Raw genomic sequence first — 18,748 nt, forward strand, 5'->3', positions numbered from 1 at the left:
AAGTCTGTCCGAACCGATTTCTGGGGGCGAACGACAAAGGCGAGCAGGGGTCCCGCCCTGCGTTGACCTGACCAGTCCGCCGGGCTGGCTTGACACTGGCGCCGAGACTTGTCGAAGGATGTCGGCAATGCGATCTGCGACGTTTTCGTCCGTTCACGCCCGCGCCTTCACTCCGTCACCTTTTCGCGCATTTTTAGCCCCAACGCGGCGCTCGACCGCGGGGCGTTCAGGAGCTCCATCATGATCGGATTGGTTCGTGCCGCCGCAATTTGCGCCGCGCTGGCGCTCGGCATGGTCAGCGCCCAGGCTGCGGACAAGGCCTTCAAACGCGACGATCTCGCCGATTCCGCGATCAAGCTGGAAGCCCAGATCAAGAGCGAGGCGGGGGCGGTCAACAAATCCGCGGCGACATTGCGCACCGATGCCGACGCCGCCTTCAAGCGCAATGATTTCCGCGGCGGGCTCACGATCCTCGGCCAGATCGGGGCGACCGCGCCCGAGGACGGCGCCAACTGGCTACGGCTGGCCAAGACCGTGTTCCAGATCCGGTCGGCGAGCTCCAGCGAACAAACCTTCCTGATGGAGCGTGCCTCCACCGCCGCCTACATCGCCTATCAGCGCGCCGGAAACGCTGGGGAGGAGGCCGACGCTCTGGCCGTACTCGGCAAGGCACTCGCCGAGCGCAAGCTGTGGCGGCCATCACTCGACGCGCTGCGGCTGTCGCTCGACCTGCGTGAGGTCGCCGATGTCAGGGGCCAGTATGAGAAGATGCGCGACGAGCACGGCTTCCGACTGCTCGACTATACCGTCGATTCGGATGCGGCCTCGCCGCGGGCCTGCTTCCAGTTCTCTGAGGAGCTGGCCAAGCGCGTCGACTTCGCGCCGTACCTGGCACTGGCCGGCACCGACAAGCCGGCCTTGTCGGCGGAAGGCCAGCAGCTCTGCGTCGACGGGTTGAAGCACGGCGAGCGCTACAACATCAATCTGCGCGCCGGTCTGCCGTCGACCGTCAAGGAGACCCTGTCGAAATCGGCCGAGTTCAACATCTATGTCCGCGACCGCAAGCCGTTCGTGCGGTTCACAGGGCGGGCCTATGTGCTGCCGCGAACCGGCCAGCGCGGTATCCCGGTGGTTAGCGTCAACACGCCGGCAGTCACGGTCGACGTGTTCCGGATCGGCGACCGCAACCTGATCAACACGGTGATCGACAGCGACTTCCAGAGCACGCTGAGCCGCTACCAGCTCTCCGATCTCGGCGGCCAGCGCGGCGTCAAGGTGTGGTCTGGTGAGCTTGCGACCGCGACCACGCTGAACCAGGACGTGGTCACGGCATTTCCGGTCGACCAGGCGCTCGGCGACCTGCAGCCCGGTGTCTATGTGATGACCGCCGCGGCCAAGGGCCCGGGCACCGACGACGATGGCACGCTGGCGACGCAATGGTTCATCGTCTCGGACATGGGCCTGTCGGCCTTCTCCGGCAATGACGGTATCCACGTCTTCGTCAACTCGCTGGCCTCGACCGAACCGGTCGCCAATGCCGAAGTGAAGCTGGTTGCTCGTAACAACGAGATCCTGGCCATCCGCAAGACCGATGCGGCCGGCCACGTGCTGTTCGAGCAGGGGCTGGCGCGCGGCGAGGGCGGGCTGTCGCCGGCGCTGCTGACCGTGACGAGTGAGAAGGCCGACTACGCCTTCCTGAGCCTCAAGACCAACGCCTTCGACCTCACCGATCGCGGCGTTGCGGGCCGCGCGATCCCGGCTGGCGCGGATGCTTTCGTCTACGCCGAGCGTGGTGTCTACCGCACCAACGAGACCGTCTATTTGACCGCGCTGCTGCGCGACGGCCAGGGCAACGCCCTGACCGGGACGCCGCTGACCATGGTGATCGAGCGCCCCGACGGCGTCGAATTCCGCCGCGCCGTGCTGCCCGACCAGGGCGCCGGCGGCCGGATGCTGGCGGTGGCGCTCAACTCTGCGGTTCCGACCGGCACCTGGCGGGCCCGCGTCTTTACCGACCCCAAGGGCTCGTCGGTCGGCGAGACAACCTTCATGGTCGAGGATTACATCCCCGAACGGATCGAATTCGATCTGACCAGCAAGGAGAAGGTGATCAAAGCTGAAGTTCCAGTGGAACTTCAGGTCTCGGGCCATTTCCTCTATGGCGCGCCGGCCTCGGGCCTCCAGCTCGAGGGCGACATGCTGGTCGCACCGGCGGCAAACGGCCGGCCCGGCTATGCCGGCTACCAGTTCGGTGTCGACGACGAACAGACAGCAAGCAATGAGCGGACCCCGATCGAGGATCTGCCGGAGGCCGATGCCAATGGCGCGGCGACCTTCCCGGTGAAGCTCGACAAGGTCCCGGCCTCGACCCGGCCGCAGGAGGCCCAGATATTCATCCGCATGACGGAGAGCGGCGGTCGGTCGGTCGAGCGCAAGATCGTGCTGCCGGTGGCCCCCAGCGCATCGCTGATCGGCGTCAAGCCGCTGTTCGGCGACAAGAGCGTGGCCGAGGGCGATAAGGCCGAGTTCGATCTCGTGTTCGTCGCGCCCGACGGCAAGCAGCTGCCGCGCAACGGACTGCGCTACGAGCTGTTGAAGCTGGAGTCGCGCTACCAATGGTACCGGCAGAATTCGTCGTGGAACTATGAGCCGGTCAAGTCGACCCGCCGCGTGTCCGATGGCGACGTCAACCTCGCGGCCGACAAGCCGATGCGGCTAACTTTCCAACCGCAGCCCGGCCGCTACCGGCTCGATGTGAAATCGACCGACGCCGACGGCCCGGTGACCTCGGTGCAGTTCGACGTCGGCTGGTATTCGGACGGCAGCGCCGATACGCCCGATCTGCTCGAAACCTCAATCGACAAGCCGGAATATCAGTCCGGCGACACCATGACGGTGTCGGTCAATGCACGCACCGCCGGCAAGCTCACGGTCTACGTGCTCGGCGATCGCCTGCTGACGACGCAGAGCGTCGACGTCAAGGAAGGCACCCAGCAGGTCAAGCTCCAGGTCGGCAAGGACTGGGGCACCGGCGCCTATGTGATGACGACGCTGCGCCGTCCGCTTGATGCCGCCGCCGGGCGCATGCCGGGCCGCGCGATCGGGCTGAAATGGTTCGGCATCGACAAGAAGACGCGCACGCTAGCCGTCGAGCTGTCGCCGCCGGCGTTGGTGCGGCCCGGCTCGACGCTGAAGATCCCGGTCAAGCTCGGCGGGCTCAATCCCGGCGAGGACGCCAAGGTGGTGCTGGCTGCGGTCGATGTCGGCATCCTCAACCTCACCAACTACAAGCCGCCGGCGCCGGACGACTACTATCTCGGCCAGCGCCGCCTGACCGCCGAAATCCGCGACCTCTACGGCCAGCTGATCGACGGCATGCAGGGCACCCGCGGCCAGATCCGCAGCGGCGGCGACGCCGCCGGCGCCGAGCTGCAGGGCTCGCCGCCGACCCAGAAGCCGCTGGCGCTGTATTCCGGCATCGTCACGGTCAGCTCCGACGGGACCGCCGAGGTGAGCTTCGACATCCCCGAATTCGCCGGCACCGCGCGGGTGATGGCGGTGGCGTGGAGCGCCACCAAGCTCGGCCGCGCCAATGTCGACGTGACCGTGCGCGATCCCGTGGTGGTGACCACGACCTTGCCGCGCTTCCTGCTGACCGGTGACAAGGGCACCATCAGCATGGATATCGACAATGTCGAAGGCGCCGCCGGCGACTATGCCGTGAGCGTCAAGGCGAGCGGCCCGATCAAGGCCTCGGGCAATCCGACCACGACGGTGAAGCTTGCTGCCAAGCAACGCACCTCGCTGTCGCTCGGCCTCGAGGCCGGCGGGGCAGGCCGTGCCGATTTCGATGTCGATATCACGGGACCGAACGGGCTGACGCTGGCGCGGCATTATGCGCTCGACGTCAAGCCGGCGACGCAAGTGCTGGCGCGCCGCTCGATCCGCACGCTGGCAAAGGGCGAGAGCCTGACGCTGACCGCGGACATGTTCTCCGATCTCGTGCCGGGCACCGGCAGCGTCTCGATCTCGGCGAGCCTGTCGACCGCACTCGATGCGGCGAGCATCCTGAAGGCGCTCGACCGTTACCCCTATGGCTGCTCCGAGCAGATCACCAGCCGCGCGCTGCCGCTGCTCTATGTCAACGATCTCGCCGTCGGCGCACATCTGGCGATGGACACCGCAGTCGACCAGCGCATCCGCGATGCGATCGAGCGGCTCCTCGCGCGACAAGGCTCCAACGGCTCGTTCGGCCTGTGGTCGGCGGGCGGCGATGATGCCTGGCTCGATGCTTACGTCACGGACTTCCTGACCCGGGCCCGCGAAAAGGGCTTTGCGGTGCCGGACGTGCTGTTCAAGAGCGCGCTCGATCGGGTCAGGAACTCGGTGGTCAACGCCAACGAGCCGGAGAAGGACGGCGGCCGCGATCTGGCCTACGGCCTCTACGTGCTCGCGCGCAACGGTGCGGCGCCGATCGGCGACCTGCGCTATCTCGCCGATACCAAGCTGAACAACCTTGCGACCCCGATCTCCAAGGCGCAGCTCGCCGCGGCGCTGGCGCTGGTCGGCGATAGAGCGAGGGCGGAGCGGGTCTATGGCGCTGCGCTCGACGCGCTGAACCCCAAACCGGTGATCGAGTTCGGCCGGGTCGATTACGGCTCGGCGCTGCGCGATGCGGCAGCACTGGTTTCGCTCGCGGGCGAGGGCAATGCGCCGCGCACCACGCTGACGCAGGCGGTCTTGCGGGTCGAAGCGGCGCGGGGGTTGTCGCCCTACACCTCGACGCAGGAGAATGCGTGGATGGTGCTGGCGGCGCGCGCGCTCGCCAAGGAGACGCTGGCGCTCGACATCAACGGACAGGGCGTCAAGACCGCGGTCTATCGCAGCTACAAGGCCGAGGAGATGACGGGCCAGCCGCTCAAGATCACCAACACCGGCGATGCGCCGGTGCAGGCGGTGGTCTCGGTGTCGGGCTCTCCGGTGACGCCGGAACCCGCGGCCTCCAACGGCTTCAAGATCGAGCGCAGCTATTTCACGCTCGACGGCAAGCCGGCCGATGTCACCAAGGCGAAACAGAACGACCGCTTCGCGGTTGTCCTGAAGGTGACGGAAGCCAAACCGGAATTCGGCCACATCATGGTTGCTGATTACCTGCCGGCCGGGCTCGAGATCGACAACCCGAACCTGGTGTCGTCGGGCGATTCCGGCAGGCTCGAATGGATCGAGGATGGTGTCGAGCCGAAGAACACCGAGTTCCGCGATGATCGCTTCACCGCGGCGATCGACCGCGGCGCCAACGACAAGTCGGTGTTCACGGTTGCCTATGTCGTGCGCGCGGTGTCGCCGGGCAAATACGTGCTGCCGCAGGCCTATGTCGAGGACATGTACAACCCCTCGCGCTACGGCCGCAGCGGCACCGGTGCGGTTGAGGTGAAGCCGGCGAAATGAGCGATCGTGGAATGAGCAGCGACGAAGGCCTAACGCTCTCCTCGTCATCCGGCGTCAAGTCCGGACGCGAGGGGCGCCGGCGGTGGGTGCTTCGCATGGCAGCCGCGATGGTTGCCGTGCTGGTCGCGATCACCGGCGCCTTCGCCGCTTGGGTTGTGTCGCTCGGGCCGCTGCCGCTCGACAAGGCGCAGCAGGTCTCGACAACAGTCGTTGACCGCAACGGAAAACTGTTGCGCGCCTATGCGATGGCGGATGGACGCTGGCGGCTGCCGGTCGAGGCCAAGACGGCGGTCGATCCCGACTATTTGAAGCTCCTGTTCGCCTATGAGGACAAGCGCTTCTACGAGCATCATGGCATCGATCCGCTGGCGCTGTCGCGCGCTGCATTCCAGCTGCTCACGAGCGGCCATATCGTCTCGGGCGGTTCGACCATCACGATGCAGCTGGCGCGACTGATCGAGCCGCGGCACCAGCGTTCGGTCTACGCAAAACTGCGGCAGATGGTGCGCGCGGTCGAGCTGGAGCAGCAGCTCTCGAAGGATCAGATCCTCGATCTCTACCTCGCGCTGGCGCCGTTCGGCGGCAATCTCGAGGGCGTGCGCGCCGCCTCGATCGCCTATTTCGGCAAGGAGCCGAAGCGGCTGTCACTCGCCGAAGCCGCGCTGCTGGTAGCTTTGCCGCAATCGCCGGAGCGGCGGCGGCTCGATCGCTATCCCGAAGCCGCCCATGCCGCGCGTGACCGTGTGCTCGATCGCATGGTCGAGGACGGAGTGGTGTCGAAGGACGATTCCGCGCAGGCCACGGCGACGGCGGTGCCTAAGCTGCGCAAGCAGATTCCGATCCTCGCGCCGCATTCGTCCGATCAGGCGATCGCGACAATGAAAGATGCTCCCGTCATCAAGCTGACGCTGGATGCGACGCTGCAACGGAACCTGGAGGCGCTGGCGCGCGACCGCGCCATCGCGCTCGGACCTGACGTCTCGGTCGCGATCGTCGTGGTCGACAATGCGACGGGCGACGTGCTCGCGCGCGTCGGCTCTGCCGATTATTTCGACGAGCGGCGGGCCGGGCAGGTCGACATGACGCGCGCAGTGCGCTCGCCGGGCTCGACATTGAAGCCGTTCATCTATGGGCTCGCCTTCGAGGATGGCTTTGTCCATCCCGACAGCCTGATCGAGGATCGGCCGATCCGCTTCGGCACCTACGCGCCTGAAAACTTCGACATGACGTTCCAGGGCACGGTGCCGATCCGCAAGGCGCTGCAATTGTCGCTGAACGTGCCCGCGATCGCACTGCTCGACCGGGTCGGCGCGAGCCGGCTGTCGTCGCGGCTGAAGCAGGCCGGCACCAGTCTCGTGCTGCCGAAGGACGAGGCGCCGGGCCTTGCGATGGGTCTCGGCGGCGTCGGCATCACGCTGCAGGATCTCGCCCAGCTCTATTCCGGCCTGGCGCGGCTCGGCGTCACCAGGCCGCTGCGCGAGATCATGCGGGAGAATGATAGCCGCGACACGATGCGGCTGATGGATCAGGCCGCGGCCTGGCAGGTCGGCAATGTCCTGCTCGGCACGCCACCACCCGAGAACGGCGTGCATAACCGGATCGCGTTCAAGACCGGCACCAGCTACGGCTATCGCGATGCCTGGTCGGTCGGCTTCGACGGCCGCATTACGATCGGCGTCTGGGTCGGCCGCCCGGACGGCGCGCCGGTGCCGGGTCTGGTCGGCCGCACGGCGGCGGCGCCGATCCTGTTCGACGCCTTTGCGCGCACCGGGAAAATTCCGGCGGCGTTGCCGAAGCCGCCACGGGGCGTGCTGGTTGCCTCCAACGCGAAGCTGCCGCCGCCGTTGCGCCGCTTCCGGCCACTCGGCGAACTGGTTCGGAGCGGCAACGACCAGGCTCCGCACATCCAGTTCCCGCTCAACGGCTCACGCATCGATGTCGATCAATCCGAGGGCGGCCGTAATGCTCCGCTGCCGGTCAAGGTTGCCGGCGGTGTGCTGCCGCTGACGGTCCTCGTCAATGGTGTCTCAGCCGGGGACATCGACAGCCGCCGCCAGCGCCTGATCGACCCGCCCGGGCCAGGCTTCGCGCGGCTCACCGTGATCGACGCCACGGGTGCCACGGATACCGTTGTGATCCGCGTGCAATGATCGCGCAGGAAAGCGGAGCGGCACGGTTGGAAAGCGGAACAGCACGGTTGTTTGCGCTGCGGTTTCATCGTATGCGAAACCCATGGTGGACGGCCTCCAACCCCGGCGCTTCGGAGCAGGGCAACAGTTTGTAAAACCTGCGCATTCGAGCCGCAGGCTGTTCATGGCGTTCGAGTTCGCAACGGCCAGCCAATGGCGTTCGATCCTGTTCCTGACGCTGACCTGCCTGGTGCTGTTCCTGCCCGGCTTCTTCACCATCCCGCCGGTCGACCGCGACGAGGTCCGCTTTGCCCAGGCGACCAAGCAGATGGTCGAGAGCGGCGATTTCGTCGATATCCGCTTCCAGGACGACGTCCGCTACAAGAAGCCGGTCGGCATCTACTGGATGCAGGCGGCGGCGCTGAAGACCATCTCCACGCTCGGGGTGCCGCGCGCCCAGGTCCGCATCTGGGTCTACCGCCTGCCGTCCCTGATCGGCGCCATCGGCGCCGTTTTGCTGACCTATTGGACGGCGCTCGCGTTCGTGACACGACGGGGGGCCGTGCTGGCCGCCTTGATGATGGCAAGCTGCGTGCTGCTTGGGGTCGAGGCGCGGCTCGCCAAGACCGACGCCATGCTGCTGCTGACGGTCACCGCGGCGATGGGCGCGATGGCGCGCGTGTATCTATCCTGGCAACGCGGTGAGGATCCGGCGCATCCATCATGGGGACCGCCCGCGATCTTCTGGACGGCGCTGGCGGTCGGGATCCTGCTCAAGGGGCCGTTGATCCTGATGTTCGTCGGCCTTGCGATGGCCGCCCTTGCGATACTCGATCGCTCGGCGGCGTGGTTCTGGCGGATGCGTCCGGTCTGGGGCCTGATGTGGACCCTGGTGCTGGTGCTGCCGTGGTTTGTCCTGATCTTCCTGCGCGCCGGAGAGACCTTCTTTGCCGACTCGGTCGGCGGCGACATGCTGAGCAAGCTCGGCGCACAGGAATCCCACGGCGCGCCGCCCGGGCTCTATCTGCTGCTGTTCTGGATCACGTTCTGGCCCGGCGCGCCGCTGGCCGGCCTCGCGGCGCCCGCGGTCTGGCGTGCGCGACGCGAACCCGGCGCGCAGTTTCTGCTGGCCTGGCTGGTCCCGTCGTGGATCGTGTTCGAGGCGGTTCTGACCAAGCTGCCGCATTACGTGCTGCCGCTCTATCCGGCGATCGCGATCCTGACCGTGGGCGCCCTTGAGCGGCGCGTGCTGTCGCGCTCCCCCTGGCTGTTGCGCGGTGCCGCCTGGTGGTTCGCGATTCCCGCGTTCGGCGCGGTGCTGGTGATCGTCGGCGCCATCAAGGCGATCCATCAGCCGGTGTTTCCGGCCTGGCCGCTGTTTGCCGTCGCGATGGTGTTCGGCCTGATCGCGTGGTGGATGTTCGAGGACAGCCGCGCCGAGCGCTCGCTGCTCAACGCGGTGATCGCCGCGGCGCTGATGGCGGGCGCGACCTATGGCGTGGTGCTGCCCCGGCTCATCACCGTGTTTCCGAGCCAGGAGGTGGCGCGCGCCTTGCGCAACGTGACCTGCGTCGGTCCGAAGGCGGCGGCCGCCGGCTTCCACGAGCCGAGCCTCGTGTTCATGACCGACACCTCGACGCTGCTCACCGACGGATCGGGCGCCGCCGATTTCCTGGGGCAGGGCTCCTGCCGCTTCGCGCTGGTCGAACAGCGTTCCGAGCGCGCCTTCGTGCAGCGCGCCGAGGCGATCGGCCTGCGCTACAACGCGCCGGTACGGATCGAGGGTTACAACATCTCGCAGGGCAAGGCGGTCTCGATTGCGATCTTCCGTTCCGAAGGGACGGAGTGACATGCCGGCGCCGCCAGCCAACCCGGAATCCGCCAACTATTTCGGACGATTGCTGACGCTGGTCTGGCTATCCTTCGCGCAGCTCGTGCAAGCACCGTCGCATTCGCGCCGGGCCGAGGCGGCGCGACGCTCCGCGCGCCATGTGCTGCTGCTCGTCGTCATCGTCGGTGCCGTGATCATCACGCTGATGTATGCGGTCGATGTCGCCGAGATCAGCCTGATGCCGCCACGCGGCACGCCGAGCCTCTGGTGGGTGAAGATACTCACCGATTTCGGCAAGGACGAGTACGTGCTGAGCGCGTTGGGTGCGCTGCTGATTGTTGTCGCGTTGACGGCGCCTGCGCTGCGCAGTGTGCCGCGCGCGACCGTGCTCGGCCTTGGGACGAGGCTGCAATGCCTGTTCCTGTCGGTCGCGCTGTCGGTAGCGGTCGGTGAGGTGATCAAGTGGGTGGTCGGCCGCGGCCGGCCGTTCGTCGGCGGCAAGGCCAACGCCTTCAACTTCCAGCACTTCGCGGGCACTGAGGCCTATTCGAGCTTTCCGTCGGGACATTCGATCACGGCATTCGCACTGGCGTTCGCCGTTTCGGCAGTCTGGCCGCGCGCACGGGGCGCGATGCTGGTCTATGCGCTGATCATCATGGCGACGCGGCTGGTGCTGCTGGCCCATCATCCGAGCGACGTGGTGGCCGGCGCGGCCGTCGGCGTAATCGGCGCAATGGCCGTGCGCTATTGGTTCGCCGCCCGCCGCCTTGGTTTCGCCATTGATCGCGATGGTACGGTCGTGGCCCTGCCGGGACCGTCGGAAGAGCGCCTCAAAAGGGTTGCGGGGAGCGCCTTCGCCCCATAAAAGCGGTCGCCCGGCGGCCGGATCGGGCGGGTTCCAGCCGCGAACCCCACATCAACCACGAGTGTCGAATTGCCTGTTTCCGACCAGACGCCGGTCGCCGTTTCCATCGTCGTGCCTGTGCGCAACGAGGCGGATAATATCGCGCCGCTGATCGCCGAGATCGCGGCGGCGCTCGACGGACGCTGGGTCTACGAAATCGTTTACGTCAATGACGGCTCGACCGACGCCACCGGCGAACGGTTGAGCGCGATCATGACGCAGCGGCCCAACCTCCGGCAACTCCGCCACGCGGTCTCCTCGGGGCAGTCGGCGGCCGTGCGCAGTGGCGTTCGCGCCGCGCGCGGTGCCATCGTGGCAACACTCGACGGGGACGGCCAGAACGATCCGGCCTTCCTGCCCAACCTGATCGCGGCGATCGAGAGCGGCAACGGCCGGGTCGGCCTCGCCGCAGGCCAGCGGGTCGGGCGCAAGGATACCGGTTTCAAGAAGCTGCAATCGCGCATCGCCAATGCAGTGCGCGGTATCATTCTGCGCGATGGCACCCGCGACACCGGCTGCGGCCTGAAGGCGTTTCCGCGCGAAGTGTTTCTGACGATGCCCTATTTCGACGGGCTGCATCGTTTCCTTCCGGCGCTGGTCCGCCGTGAGGGCTTCGCAATTGCCTATGTCGACGTCGTCGACCGCCCGCGCCATTCCGGCGTGTCGAATTATGGATTTTTCGACCGGCTCTGGATCGGGATCATGGATCTGGCCGGCGTGTGGTGGCTGATCCGCCGCAAGAAACCGACGCCGCTCGTCACGGAGGTGACGGACGTCACTGAAGTGACGGGTGTCACCGAGGTGAAGTGATGCTGATTCAGTACGGCCAGGCGCTGAGCGCCTATCTCTACGACGTGTTCATCGCCAAGTTCGATTTTTGGCTGGCGTTCGGCCTCATCGCGCAATTGTTCTTCACTGCGCGCTTTCTCGTGCAGTGGATTTCCAGCGAGCGCGCCGGCCAGAGCGTGGTGCCGATGGCGTTCTGGTTCTTCTCGATGGGCGGCGGTCTGATGACGCTGGTCTACGGGCTCGCCAAACGTGAACCCGTCATCATCATCGGGCAGGGCCTCGCCACCCTGATCTATATCCGCAACATCATGCTGATCGTGAAGAACCGCGGACGCGCGTCAAAGACGCTGGACAACTGACCCTCGCGGCCGTCCGCGCGGCGAGCGGTATGCCGGGCCTCCTCGCCAATCTCGACAGATTCCAGCTTCGCGCTCGGCGCGACAGCCATGCGAATCCGAACGACGGTCAAACAATCGCCCCAAGGCGCATGGCATCTACGGCTTGTCGTGGGCGTGGCATCCCGAGTCCATGCGCCGAGGGATGAGGGCCGTCGATGACCAGCCGTGGCGAACCGACCAAAGCGGGTGGTTATCTGTCGCGTGCCAGTGAGGTCGCATTGCTCGACGAGCCGCCGCTGACCGGCGAGCGCGGTTTGCCGGACCGGCGTGCCGTCAGTATCCGCTGGATGGCGGGGACGGTTCTGATTGGCGCCGCGGCCGTCGCGCTGCTTGGTGGCGCGCTTCGCGGCGCATTCGGCTATCGCGCCCGATTCGCAGCATCGCCCGTCGTTTCGCTTCCGCGCTTCGCAGGGCAGGTGGTCGACGAGGCGCGGCGCGGCGATCGCCTGGATCGGAGGCCCGGCCAGCAAGGCGATCCCTCGGCGCTCAAGATCGAGCAATTGAGCGATGCCGGCTCGGTCCGTCGCTTTACCCGCGTGTCGGCGCGGCTCGCGGAGATCGATCCCGAACCGCAACAGGAGCATCGTCGCGAGGTTCCGGAAGATGGCAAGGACGAGCAGCGCGCGAATTCGCAATTGCTGTCGGAGTTGCCGGCCATCATACGGGCAGGTCCGTCACGCCGTGCGCTGCCCGGTCGCACCAGCGCCTATGCGGCCGATGAAGGCGCGCCACATTCGCCTGCTCCTATCGGTGAAGCTGTCAACGTCACCAGCCTTCCGAAGTCTCCTTCGGCGCCGCATCACCATCGGCATGTCATCATCGCGAGAGCTGGTGACACGCTGTCGGCCATTCTGCGCGCGCTTGCCGCGGCTGCGAAAGATGCGCCGGCGATCCTAGCCGCTTTCCCGTCGCCAGGCGGTCAAGCGACGCTGTCCGGCGGCGAGAAAATCACGATCGTTGAGCAGAGCGGAGATACTGCTTCGTCACGCGCCCAAGTCGCGAAAGTATCGATCGAACGGGCAGACTCCACTGTGGCTGCCGTCGGTCGCACCGATAGCGGCCAATACCAGGCGATCGCGCCGGAACAGCCGGACGTCGCCTCGCGGAGCGAGAGCTCGCTACGCGAGTCGATCGACACGCACTCCGTGCCCGGCGAGACGCTAAGTGACGCCCTCAACGCGCTTGCGCGTTCCAATCACGTCGACGAGGGGATCGTCGCTGAACTGATGCGGCTGTGTGGCCGCGATTTCGATCTCGAGGAACCGCTCGGCGACAGCGATGTGGCCGAGATCATCTATGCTCCCAACGACATTGGCCAGCCGGAGCTGGTCTTCATCGACTTGACCGCCGGCGGGCAGACCCGCCGCTACTATCGCTTCACGGCGCCGGACGATGGCAGCTCCGATTTCTACGATGAGGATGGCCAGTCCATCACCAAGTTTCTCTTGCGCAAGCCGGTCGTCAGCGGGCGGCTCGGCGACGGTTTCGGCTGGCGCATTCATCCGATCCTTGGCGACCGCCGCTTCCATGAGGGCGTCGATTTTGCAGCTCCCTATGGTTCGCCGATTGCGGCGGCAGGCGCCGGCGTGGTCGAGACCGAAGGGTTTGAACCCGGATACGGGAAATATATCCGCGTGCGTCACGATCGCGGCTATGAGACCACCTACGCCCATATCGCGGGCGTTCCGTCCGGGCTGAAGGTCGGCGACCGCGTTCGTCAGGGCGAGACGATTGCCTATGTCGGATCGACCGGGCTCTCGACCGGACCGCATCTCTATTACGAGGTGCGGATCAACGGCCGCAACGTCGATCCGCTGCGGATGAAACTGTCAGGCGGCCGGGTGCTGCAAGGGGATCTCCTTGGCGCCTTCGACCGGCAGCGCGACAGTATCAACCAGCTCGCTGCCGCATCCGCATTTTCGCGGCCGCAGCGTGGCTCCGCACACCGGCCGCCGACGTAGCGCAGGCCGCAGCCCGGTTGATCAGAGCCGCCCGGGCGCCGGAAGTTCGGCTGCCTCCACCGCATTCTGGCGATCGGCCGAGGTCTCACCGGCGGCGTCGAGCACGGGATAGGCGACCGAGCAGATGTGCGAATGGATGCGGCGAAGGTCGCGCAGCACGTCGAGGTGCAGCGAAGTGGTCTCGATGGTCTCGGGCCGGCCTTCGCGCAGCCGCTCCAGATGGCGTTCAACGGCGGCGAGCTCGGCCGCGCGCAACGCGGCCTTCTCGGTGAGCAGCCGGCGCGCCTCGCTTGCATCGCCCGACATGAACACACCGAAAGCGATCCGCAGCGAGTCGATCGTGCGTTTATGGAATGCCGACAATTCTTCGGCGCCTTCAGCAGAGAATTGCAGGCGATGCTTGATCTTCTTGGTCGCAAGCTCGCTCAGGTTCTTGTCGATGATGTCGCCGATATGCTCGAGATTGATCGCGAACGCGACGATCTCCATGGCGCGGTGACCCTCACGTTCATCGAGGCTGCCGCGGGTGAGCTTGGTGACGTAGAGCTTGATCGCCTCGTTCAGCCGGTCGACGGTGTTGTCCATCTTCGACACCTGGTCGACCAAAGCGCGATCATTGGTCATCATCGCCGCCATCACCTTGCGCAACATCGCTTCGGTGTGGTCGCCCATATGCAGCACCTCGCGCGCGGCATCGGCCAGCGCGAGCGAAGGCGTCTCCAGCGCGCTCTCGTCGAGATAGCGCGGCCGTGACGGATCGGTCTCCTGCGCCCGCTTCGGCAACAGGCGCTCGAGCAGACGCGCCATGTGGTCGAGCACGCCGATGAACAGCAGCGCGGTCGCAACGTTGAAGGCAATGTGGAACAGCGCAGTCGCCTTGGCGAGATCGGGTTGCCAGGTATAGATGGTCTCGGTGATCGGGCGCAGGAACGGCGCTACCAGCAGGATGCCGACGACACGGTTGACGAGGTTGCCGACCGGCAGTCGGTAGCTCGCCGGATTGTCGCGTCGCGCGCCCTCCAGCAACGGATTGACGGCGCTGCCGAGGTTGGCTCCGAGCACCAGCGCAAAAGCGGCATAGGGGGAGATGAACTGGGAATAGGCCAGCGACATCACCAGCAGCACGCTCGCGACGCTGGAATGGACCAGCCAGGTCACGACCGCGCCGATCAGGATGCAGAGCACGGGATCGCCGGTGATCGCGTTCAGGAACACGCGCACGCCCGGGGCATTCTCGGCCGGCGCCATCGTATCGAGCAGGATATGCAGCGCGAGCAACATCAGGCCGAGGCCGATCGAGACGCGGCCGAGGTCCTTGATCCGGGAGCGTGGCCCGCTGCGGAATGCGACGAGGCCGACAATGAACAGCACCGGTGCCACCGCCGCGACGTTGAACGACAGCACCTGCACGATCAGCGTGGTGCCGATATTGGCGCCAAGCATGATCGCAAGCGCCGGCACCAGGCTGACGATCTCCTCGGCGGCGAAGGAACTGGTGATCAGGGCGGTCGCGGTCGAGCTCTGGAGCAGGGCGGTCAGGCCGAACCCGGCGCCAAGGGCGGTGAACCGGTTGCGCAGCGCTCTCGCCAGCAACAGCCGCAAATCGGGCCCGAAGGCTCGCAGGATCCCGCTATGGACCATGTGCAGGCCCCACAGCAGGAGCGCGACGCCCCCCATCAGATCAAGCAGAACAAGACTTCCCATACGTCGTGGATATCCCGGCAAATTCGAGTCGAAGGGTTCACGCTATAGAGCCAATTGACCCGCGATCAACCCCTTTCTGTTCCGGTTGGAACCGAAGCGAGGGAAGGGGTTGCAACGAAATGTTCCGTCAATTGTGGCGGACTGCTCCGGGGCCGGGACAGCCTCAAACCACGTGCGCCCCCTTGGCTCAGATCGGACGGCGACCGGGTCGCGCCCGGTAAATGAATCCTAGAGATGACCGTTCAATTGCGATGTGTTCCGCTAGGCAGTTCCCAATCTTTCCCCGCTATGAAGGTGGAAACGAGAAGCTGTCCAGCAAGGCTTGGGGATCAGGATGTTTGTCAATCGCCGCAAGAGCGAACGCCGTGAGTGCCGGAGCGTCGCCAAAATTCAATTGGGCACAGGGTCGTTGCCGCGCGACTGCATGATCACCGACATCTCGGCCGGCGGCGTCAAGGTGATCGCCGAATATCTCGAGATACCGCCGGAATTCACCATCATCCTGTCGAGCGGCAGTCCGCGTCAGTGCCGTTTGGCTTGGCGGATCGGGCACGAGTTCGGCGCCCAGTTCGTCGACTGACCTTGCCACCAGGCTGGCGCCCGCCAAGGCGGGCAGCCGCGCTTCTGGGCCGGATGACGGCGAGATGATGGCATCCTTAACCGGAACTTAGGGTTAAGCTGTGAGCATCCCGGAACCTTCGCTGTTCCGAGTCTCATTGATGTCTGAGAAACTAACCCGACCTTCCGGCCGCATGCATCGTCTTGCCGGCTCGGTATCCGCCGCGATACTGCTGATCGGGCTGTCCGCCTGTCAGACCTCGGGTCCGTCCGATATCACTGGGTCACTGGGCGATACCGCGGAGGCCACGCCGGCTCCCGCCGACCCCCGGCGCGACATCGCGACCTATCACGAGCGGGTCCGCGCCAACCCGAAAGACACCGATGCCGCGCTGAAATACGCCCGGGCGCTCCGCACCACCGGCCAGCGGGCGCAGGCGGTCGCCGTCATGGAGCAGGCAGTGCTGGCGCAGCCCAGCAACAAGGCGCTGCTCGCCGGCTACGGACGGGCGCTCGCAGACAACGGTAATTTCCAGCAGGCATTCGACGTGCTCGGGCGCGCCCACACGCCGGAAGACCCGGACTGGCGGATCCTGTCGGCGCAAGGCGCCGTGCTCGACCAGCTCGAGCGCCACGACGAGGCGCGCCAATATTATGCCAGCGCCCTCAAGATCGTGCCTGATGATGCCTCGGTGCTCTCCAATCTCGGCCTGTCCTACCTGCTGTCGAAAGACCTGCCGAAGGCCGAGGAGACGCTGCGCCGCGCCCGGGAGCGCGCACCTGGCGACATGCGGGTACGCACCAATCTCGCCGTCGTGGTCGGCCTGGAGGGCCGCCAGGCCGAGGCGGAAACCATCATGAAGGCCGATCTGCCGCCGGAGCAGGGCTCAGCCAATGTTGCCGTCTTGAAGCGGCTGTTGGCGCGCAGGGACGCGAGCCGCACCGATACCGACAAGATCCCGGTCGCGGCCAGCCGCCGCGACTAGGCCAGTCAGCGCCTCAGATTCGGGTTAGCCCGCGGCGCGGCGTCCATCGCTGCGGCGCGGCTGTAGCTTCTTGAGGATCGGCGACAGGAACGATTCGCGCGCCTCGGCAAGATCAGGACGGCCGGTCAGGCGTTGCGCGATCTGCAGGAAGGTCTTTGTGGTGCGATGGCGTGCGCAGACTTCCGCAATCATCTGGCCGTTATTGGCGGCTTCACCGAACAGCCTGCAATCGAACGGGATGGTCGCGATCGGCTGGCTCTCGATCGTCTTGGCGAAGTCCTTGACCTCGATCTCGGGGCGCTTCGACATGCCGACCTGGTTCAGGCAATAGAGCGGCGGCCGGTCGTTCGGACGCGCGGCCTTGAGCAGGTTCATCATGTTCTTGGTATTGCGCATGTTGGCGAGGTCGGGTTCGGCAACGATCAGGATATCGTCGGCGCCGACCAGCACGCGCTTGGTCCAGGCGGTCCACTGATGCGGAACGTCGAGCACGATGCAGGACATGGTCATGCGCATCGTATCGAAGATCGCATCGAATGCCTCGGCGCCGAAATCGTAGACCTGATCGAGCGTGGCCGGCGCCGCCAGCAGGCTGAGGTGATCGCCGCATTTTGCGAGTAGGCGCTCCATGAAGGCGCTGTCCGGACGCTCCGGTGAGAACACCGCGTTGGCGATGCCCTGTACCGGATCCTGGTTATAGTCGAGGCCGGCGGTGCCGAAGGCGAGATCGAGATCGACGACAACCGAATCCAGCCCGAGGTCGCGCGCGATGGTCCAGGCGACATTGTGGGCAATGGTCGAGGCGCCGACGCCGCCCTTGGCGCCCGCGACCGCGATCAGGCGGCCGACCGAGACCGCTTCGGAGGACGAGAACAGGCCGCAGATCGAGCGCACGACGTCGAGCACCTTGACCGGCCCGACCACGTAGTCGTTGACGCCGCGCCGTACCAATTCGCGATACGGCGCAGTCTCGCCGGGCGCGCCGAGCACGACGACGCGGGTGCCGGGATCGCAGACCGTCGCGAGCTCGTCGAGGGCGGCGAGCAAATCGGTGTCCGGCTCGGTCTCCAGCATGATGACATTGGGCGTCGGCGCCTTGTGATAGGCGTCGATGGCCGCGGCGATGCCGCCCATATGGACGGAGAGGTGAGCCTTGGCGAGCCGGCGGTCGTCGGCGGCGGCGCGCGCCGTGGTGGCGGTCGCGACGCTGGCGCAGAACGCCTGCACGGAAATCCGCGGCGCCGGCGCGATGTGGTCGTTGGTGTGCTGTGGCTCGTCTTGCTGTTCGGTCATTTCCCGGCGTCGCTCAGCTTGGCTCTATCGGCTTCAGGGTAGGTGGTCGCGGTCGTCTCACCCTTGCTGTATTTCTGGAACGCGATCGACCGGCGCGGGGTGTAGGATGCGGTCTCGGTCCGCGGCTGTTCGAGGTCGGACGGATTGGCGACCATCGCAGCCAGATTGCGCTGGGTGGCGCAGCCGAAATTGTCCCACTGCTTGTTCTCGTTGTAGCTCGGATTGTAGATCGACGGGCCAAGGTCTGCCGGCCACACGCCGCAGGGCCCGGCGACCGCGGCCATCTTCGGATAGCTGAGGCGGATGGTCGGCAGCGCGCGCGGGTCGTCGAGGCGGTACGAGCGCCTGGTGATGGCGTGGGCGGGCACGCCCATCGACGCCAGGACGCCGCGGATTTCCTGGTACACCGCCTGAGCCGAGCGCGCGTTCGCGGTGTCGGCGGGCACGTCGACCGCGATCGCGCCGGTGCCTTCGCGGCGCCAGCTGCGGGCGAGCCCCATGACGTCGTCGCGCTGGGTTTCGGTGAGATTGCCACGGGCGCGGCCGACGAACACGACGATCGATTGCTCGCCCTCGGTGACCGCGATCGGATGCCGTTGCCGGTAGTCGTCGGGCACGGTGCCGGTAACAACATCGCCCGTCAGATTGCAGCCGCCGAGCGCGATCGCCGTGGTGACGAGCGCGCCGAACAGCGACAACGTCCTCGCGTTACCTGCTTGTGTTTTGCGTGTCATCATAGGATCCCCC

General features: G+C 66.2%; 12 protein-coding genes. 9 read left to right on the top strand and 3 right to left on the bottom strand.

The genetic code is table 11. The features are described 5' to 3' along the window. Positions 1-240: 240 nt before the first annotated feature. From QDT69_RS06005 to QDT69_RS06035, 7 genes are all read left to right on the top strand, one after another. Positions 241-5,448 (top strand): alpha-2-macroglobulin, encoded by a 5,208-nt coding sequence (locus QDT69_RS06005; protein WP_279705722.1) that lies wholly within the window; start codon positions 241-243, stop codon positions 5,446-5,448. A 95-nt stretch (positions 5,449-5,543) separates the two neighbouring features. Then, complete coding sequence (pbpC, locus tag QDT69_RS06010) at positions 5,544-7,598, top strand: penicillin-binding protein 1C (RefSeq protein ID WP_279706174.1); 2,055 nt, start codon at positions 5,544-5,546, stop codon at positions 7,596-7,598. A 163-nt stretch (positions 7,599-7,761) separates the two neighbouring features. Further along, positions 7,762-9,426: a glycosyltransferase family 39 protein gene (locus tag QDT69_RS06015; RefSeq protein ID WP_279705723.1), complete on the top strand. Its 1,665-nt coding sequence runs from the start codon at positions 7,762-7,764 to the stop codon at positions 9,424-9,426. A gap of 1 nt (position 9,427) precedes the next feature. Next, positions 9,428-10,273, top strand: coding sequence for a phosphatase PAP2 family protein (locus QDT69_RS06020; protein ID WP_279705724.1), 846 nt, complete (start codon positions 9,428-9,430; stop codon positions 10,271-10,273). A gap of 69 nt (positions 10,274-10,342) precedes the next feature. After that, positions 10,343-11,122, top strand: coding sequence for a glycosyltransferase family 2 protein (locus tag QDT69_RS06025; RefSeq protein ID WP_279705725.1), 780 nt, complete (start codon positions 10,343-10,345; stop codon positions 11,120-11,122). Next, positions 11,122-11,460 (top strand): lipid-A-disaccharide synthase N-terminal domain-containing protein, encoded by a 339-nt coding sequence (locus QDT69_RS06030; protein WP_244065416.1) that lies wholly within the window; start codon positions 11,122-11,124, stop codon positions 11,458-11,460. Before QDT69_RS06025 ends, QDT69_RS06030 begins: the two co-directional genes overlap by 1 nt. Before the next feature lie 194 nt (positions 11,461-11,654). Further along, positions 11,655-13,460 (top strand): M23 family metallopeptidase, encoded by a 1,806-nt coding sequence (locus tag QDT69_RS06035; RefSeq protein ID WP_279705726.1) that lies wholly within the window; start codon positions 11,655-11,657, stop codon positions 13,458-13,460. A 21-nt stretch (positions 13,461-13,481) separates the two neighbouring features. Here the strand turns inward: QDT69_RS06035 and QDT69_RS06040 are convergent, their stop codons facing one another. Continuing rightward, positions 13,482-15,164 carry a Na/Pi cotransporter family protein gene (locus QDT69_RS06040; protein WP_279705727.1) on the bottom strand — a complete coding sequence of 561 codons (1,683 nt, stop codon included), beginning with the start codon at positions 15,162-15,164 and terminating at the stop codon, positions 13,482-13,484. A gap of 334 nt (positions 15,165-15,498) precedes the next feature. On the opposite strand from QDT69_RS06040, the gene QDT69_RS06045 reads away from it, so the two are divergent. Both QDT69_RS06045 and QDT69_RS06050 read left to right on the top strand, forming a co-directional pair. Continuing rightward, positions 15,499-15,744 carry a PilZ domain-containing protein gene (locus QDT69_RS06045; RefSeq protein WP_021079298.1) on the top strand — a complete coding sequence of 82 codons (246 nt, stop codon included), beginning with the start codon at positions 15,499-15,501 and terminating at the stop codon, positions 15,742-15,744. Between the two features lie 139 nt (positions 15,745-15,883). Beyond that, complete coding sequence (locus QDT69_RS06050; protein WP_279705728.1) at positions 15,884-16,708, top strand: tetratricopeptide repeat protein; 825 nt, start codon at positions 15,884-15,886, stop codon at positions 16,706-16,708. Positions 16,709-16,732: 24 nt separating this feature from the next. Here QDT69_RS06050 and QDT69_RS06055 read toward each other — a convergent pair whose 3' ends face one another. Both QDT69_RS06055 and QDT69_RS06060 read right to left on the bottom strand, forming a co-directional pair. Next, positions 16,733-18,001 (bottom strand): AAA family ATPase, encoded by a 1,269-nt coding sequence (locus QDT69_RS06055; protein ID WP_279705729.1) that lies wholly within the window; start codon positions 17,999-18,001, stop codon positions 16,733-16,735. Beyond that, complete coding sequence (locus QDT69_RS06060) at positions 17,998-18,735, bottom strand: CpaD family pilus assembly protein (RefSeq protein ID WP_279705730.1); 738 nt, start codon at positions 18,733-18,735, stop codon at positions 17,998-18,000. Before QDT69_RS06060 ends, QDT69_RS06055 begins: the two co-directional genes overlap by 4 nt. Positions 18,736-18,748 lie beyond the last annotated feature (13 nt).

It is taken from the genome of Bradyrhizobium sp. CER78, from assembly GCF_029846235.1.
Classification (GTDB): domain Bacteria; phylum Pseudomonadota; class Alphaproteobacteria; order Rhizobiales; family Xanthobacteraceae; genus Bradyrhizobium.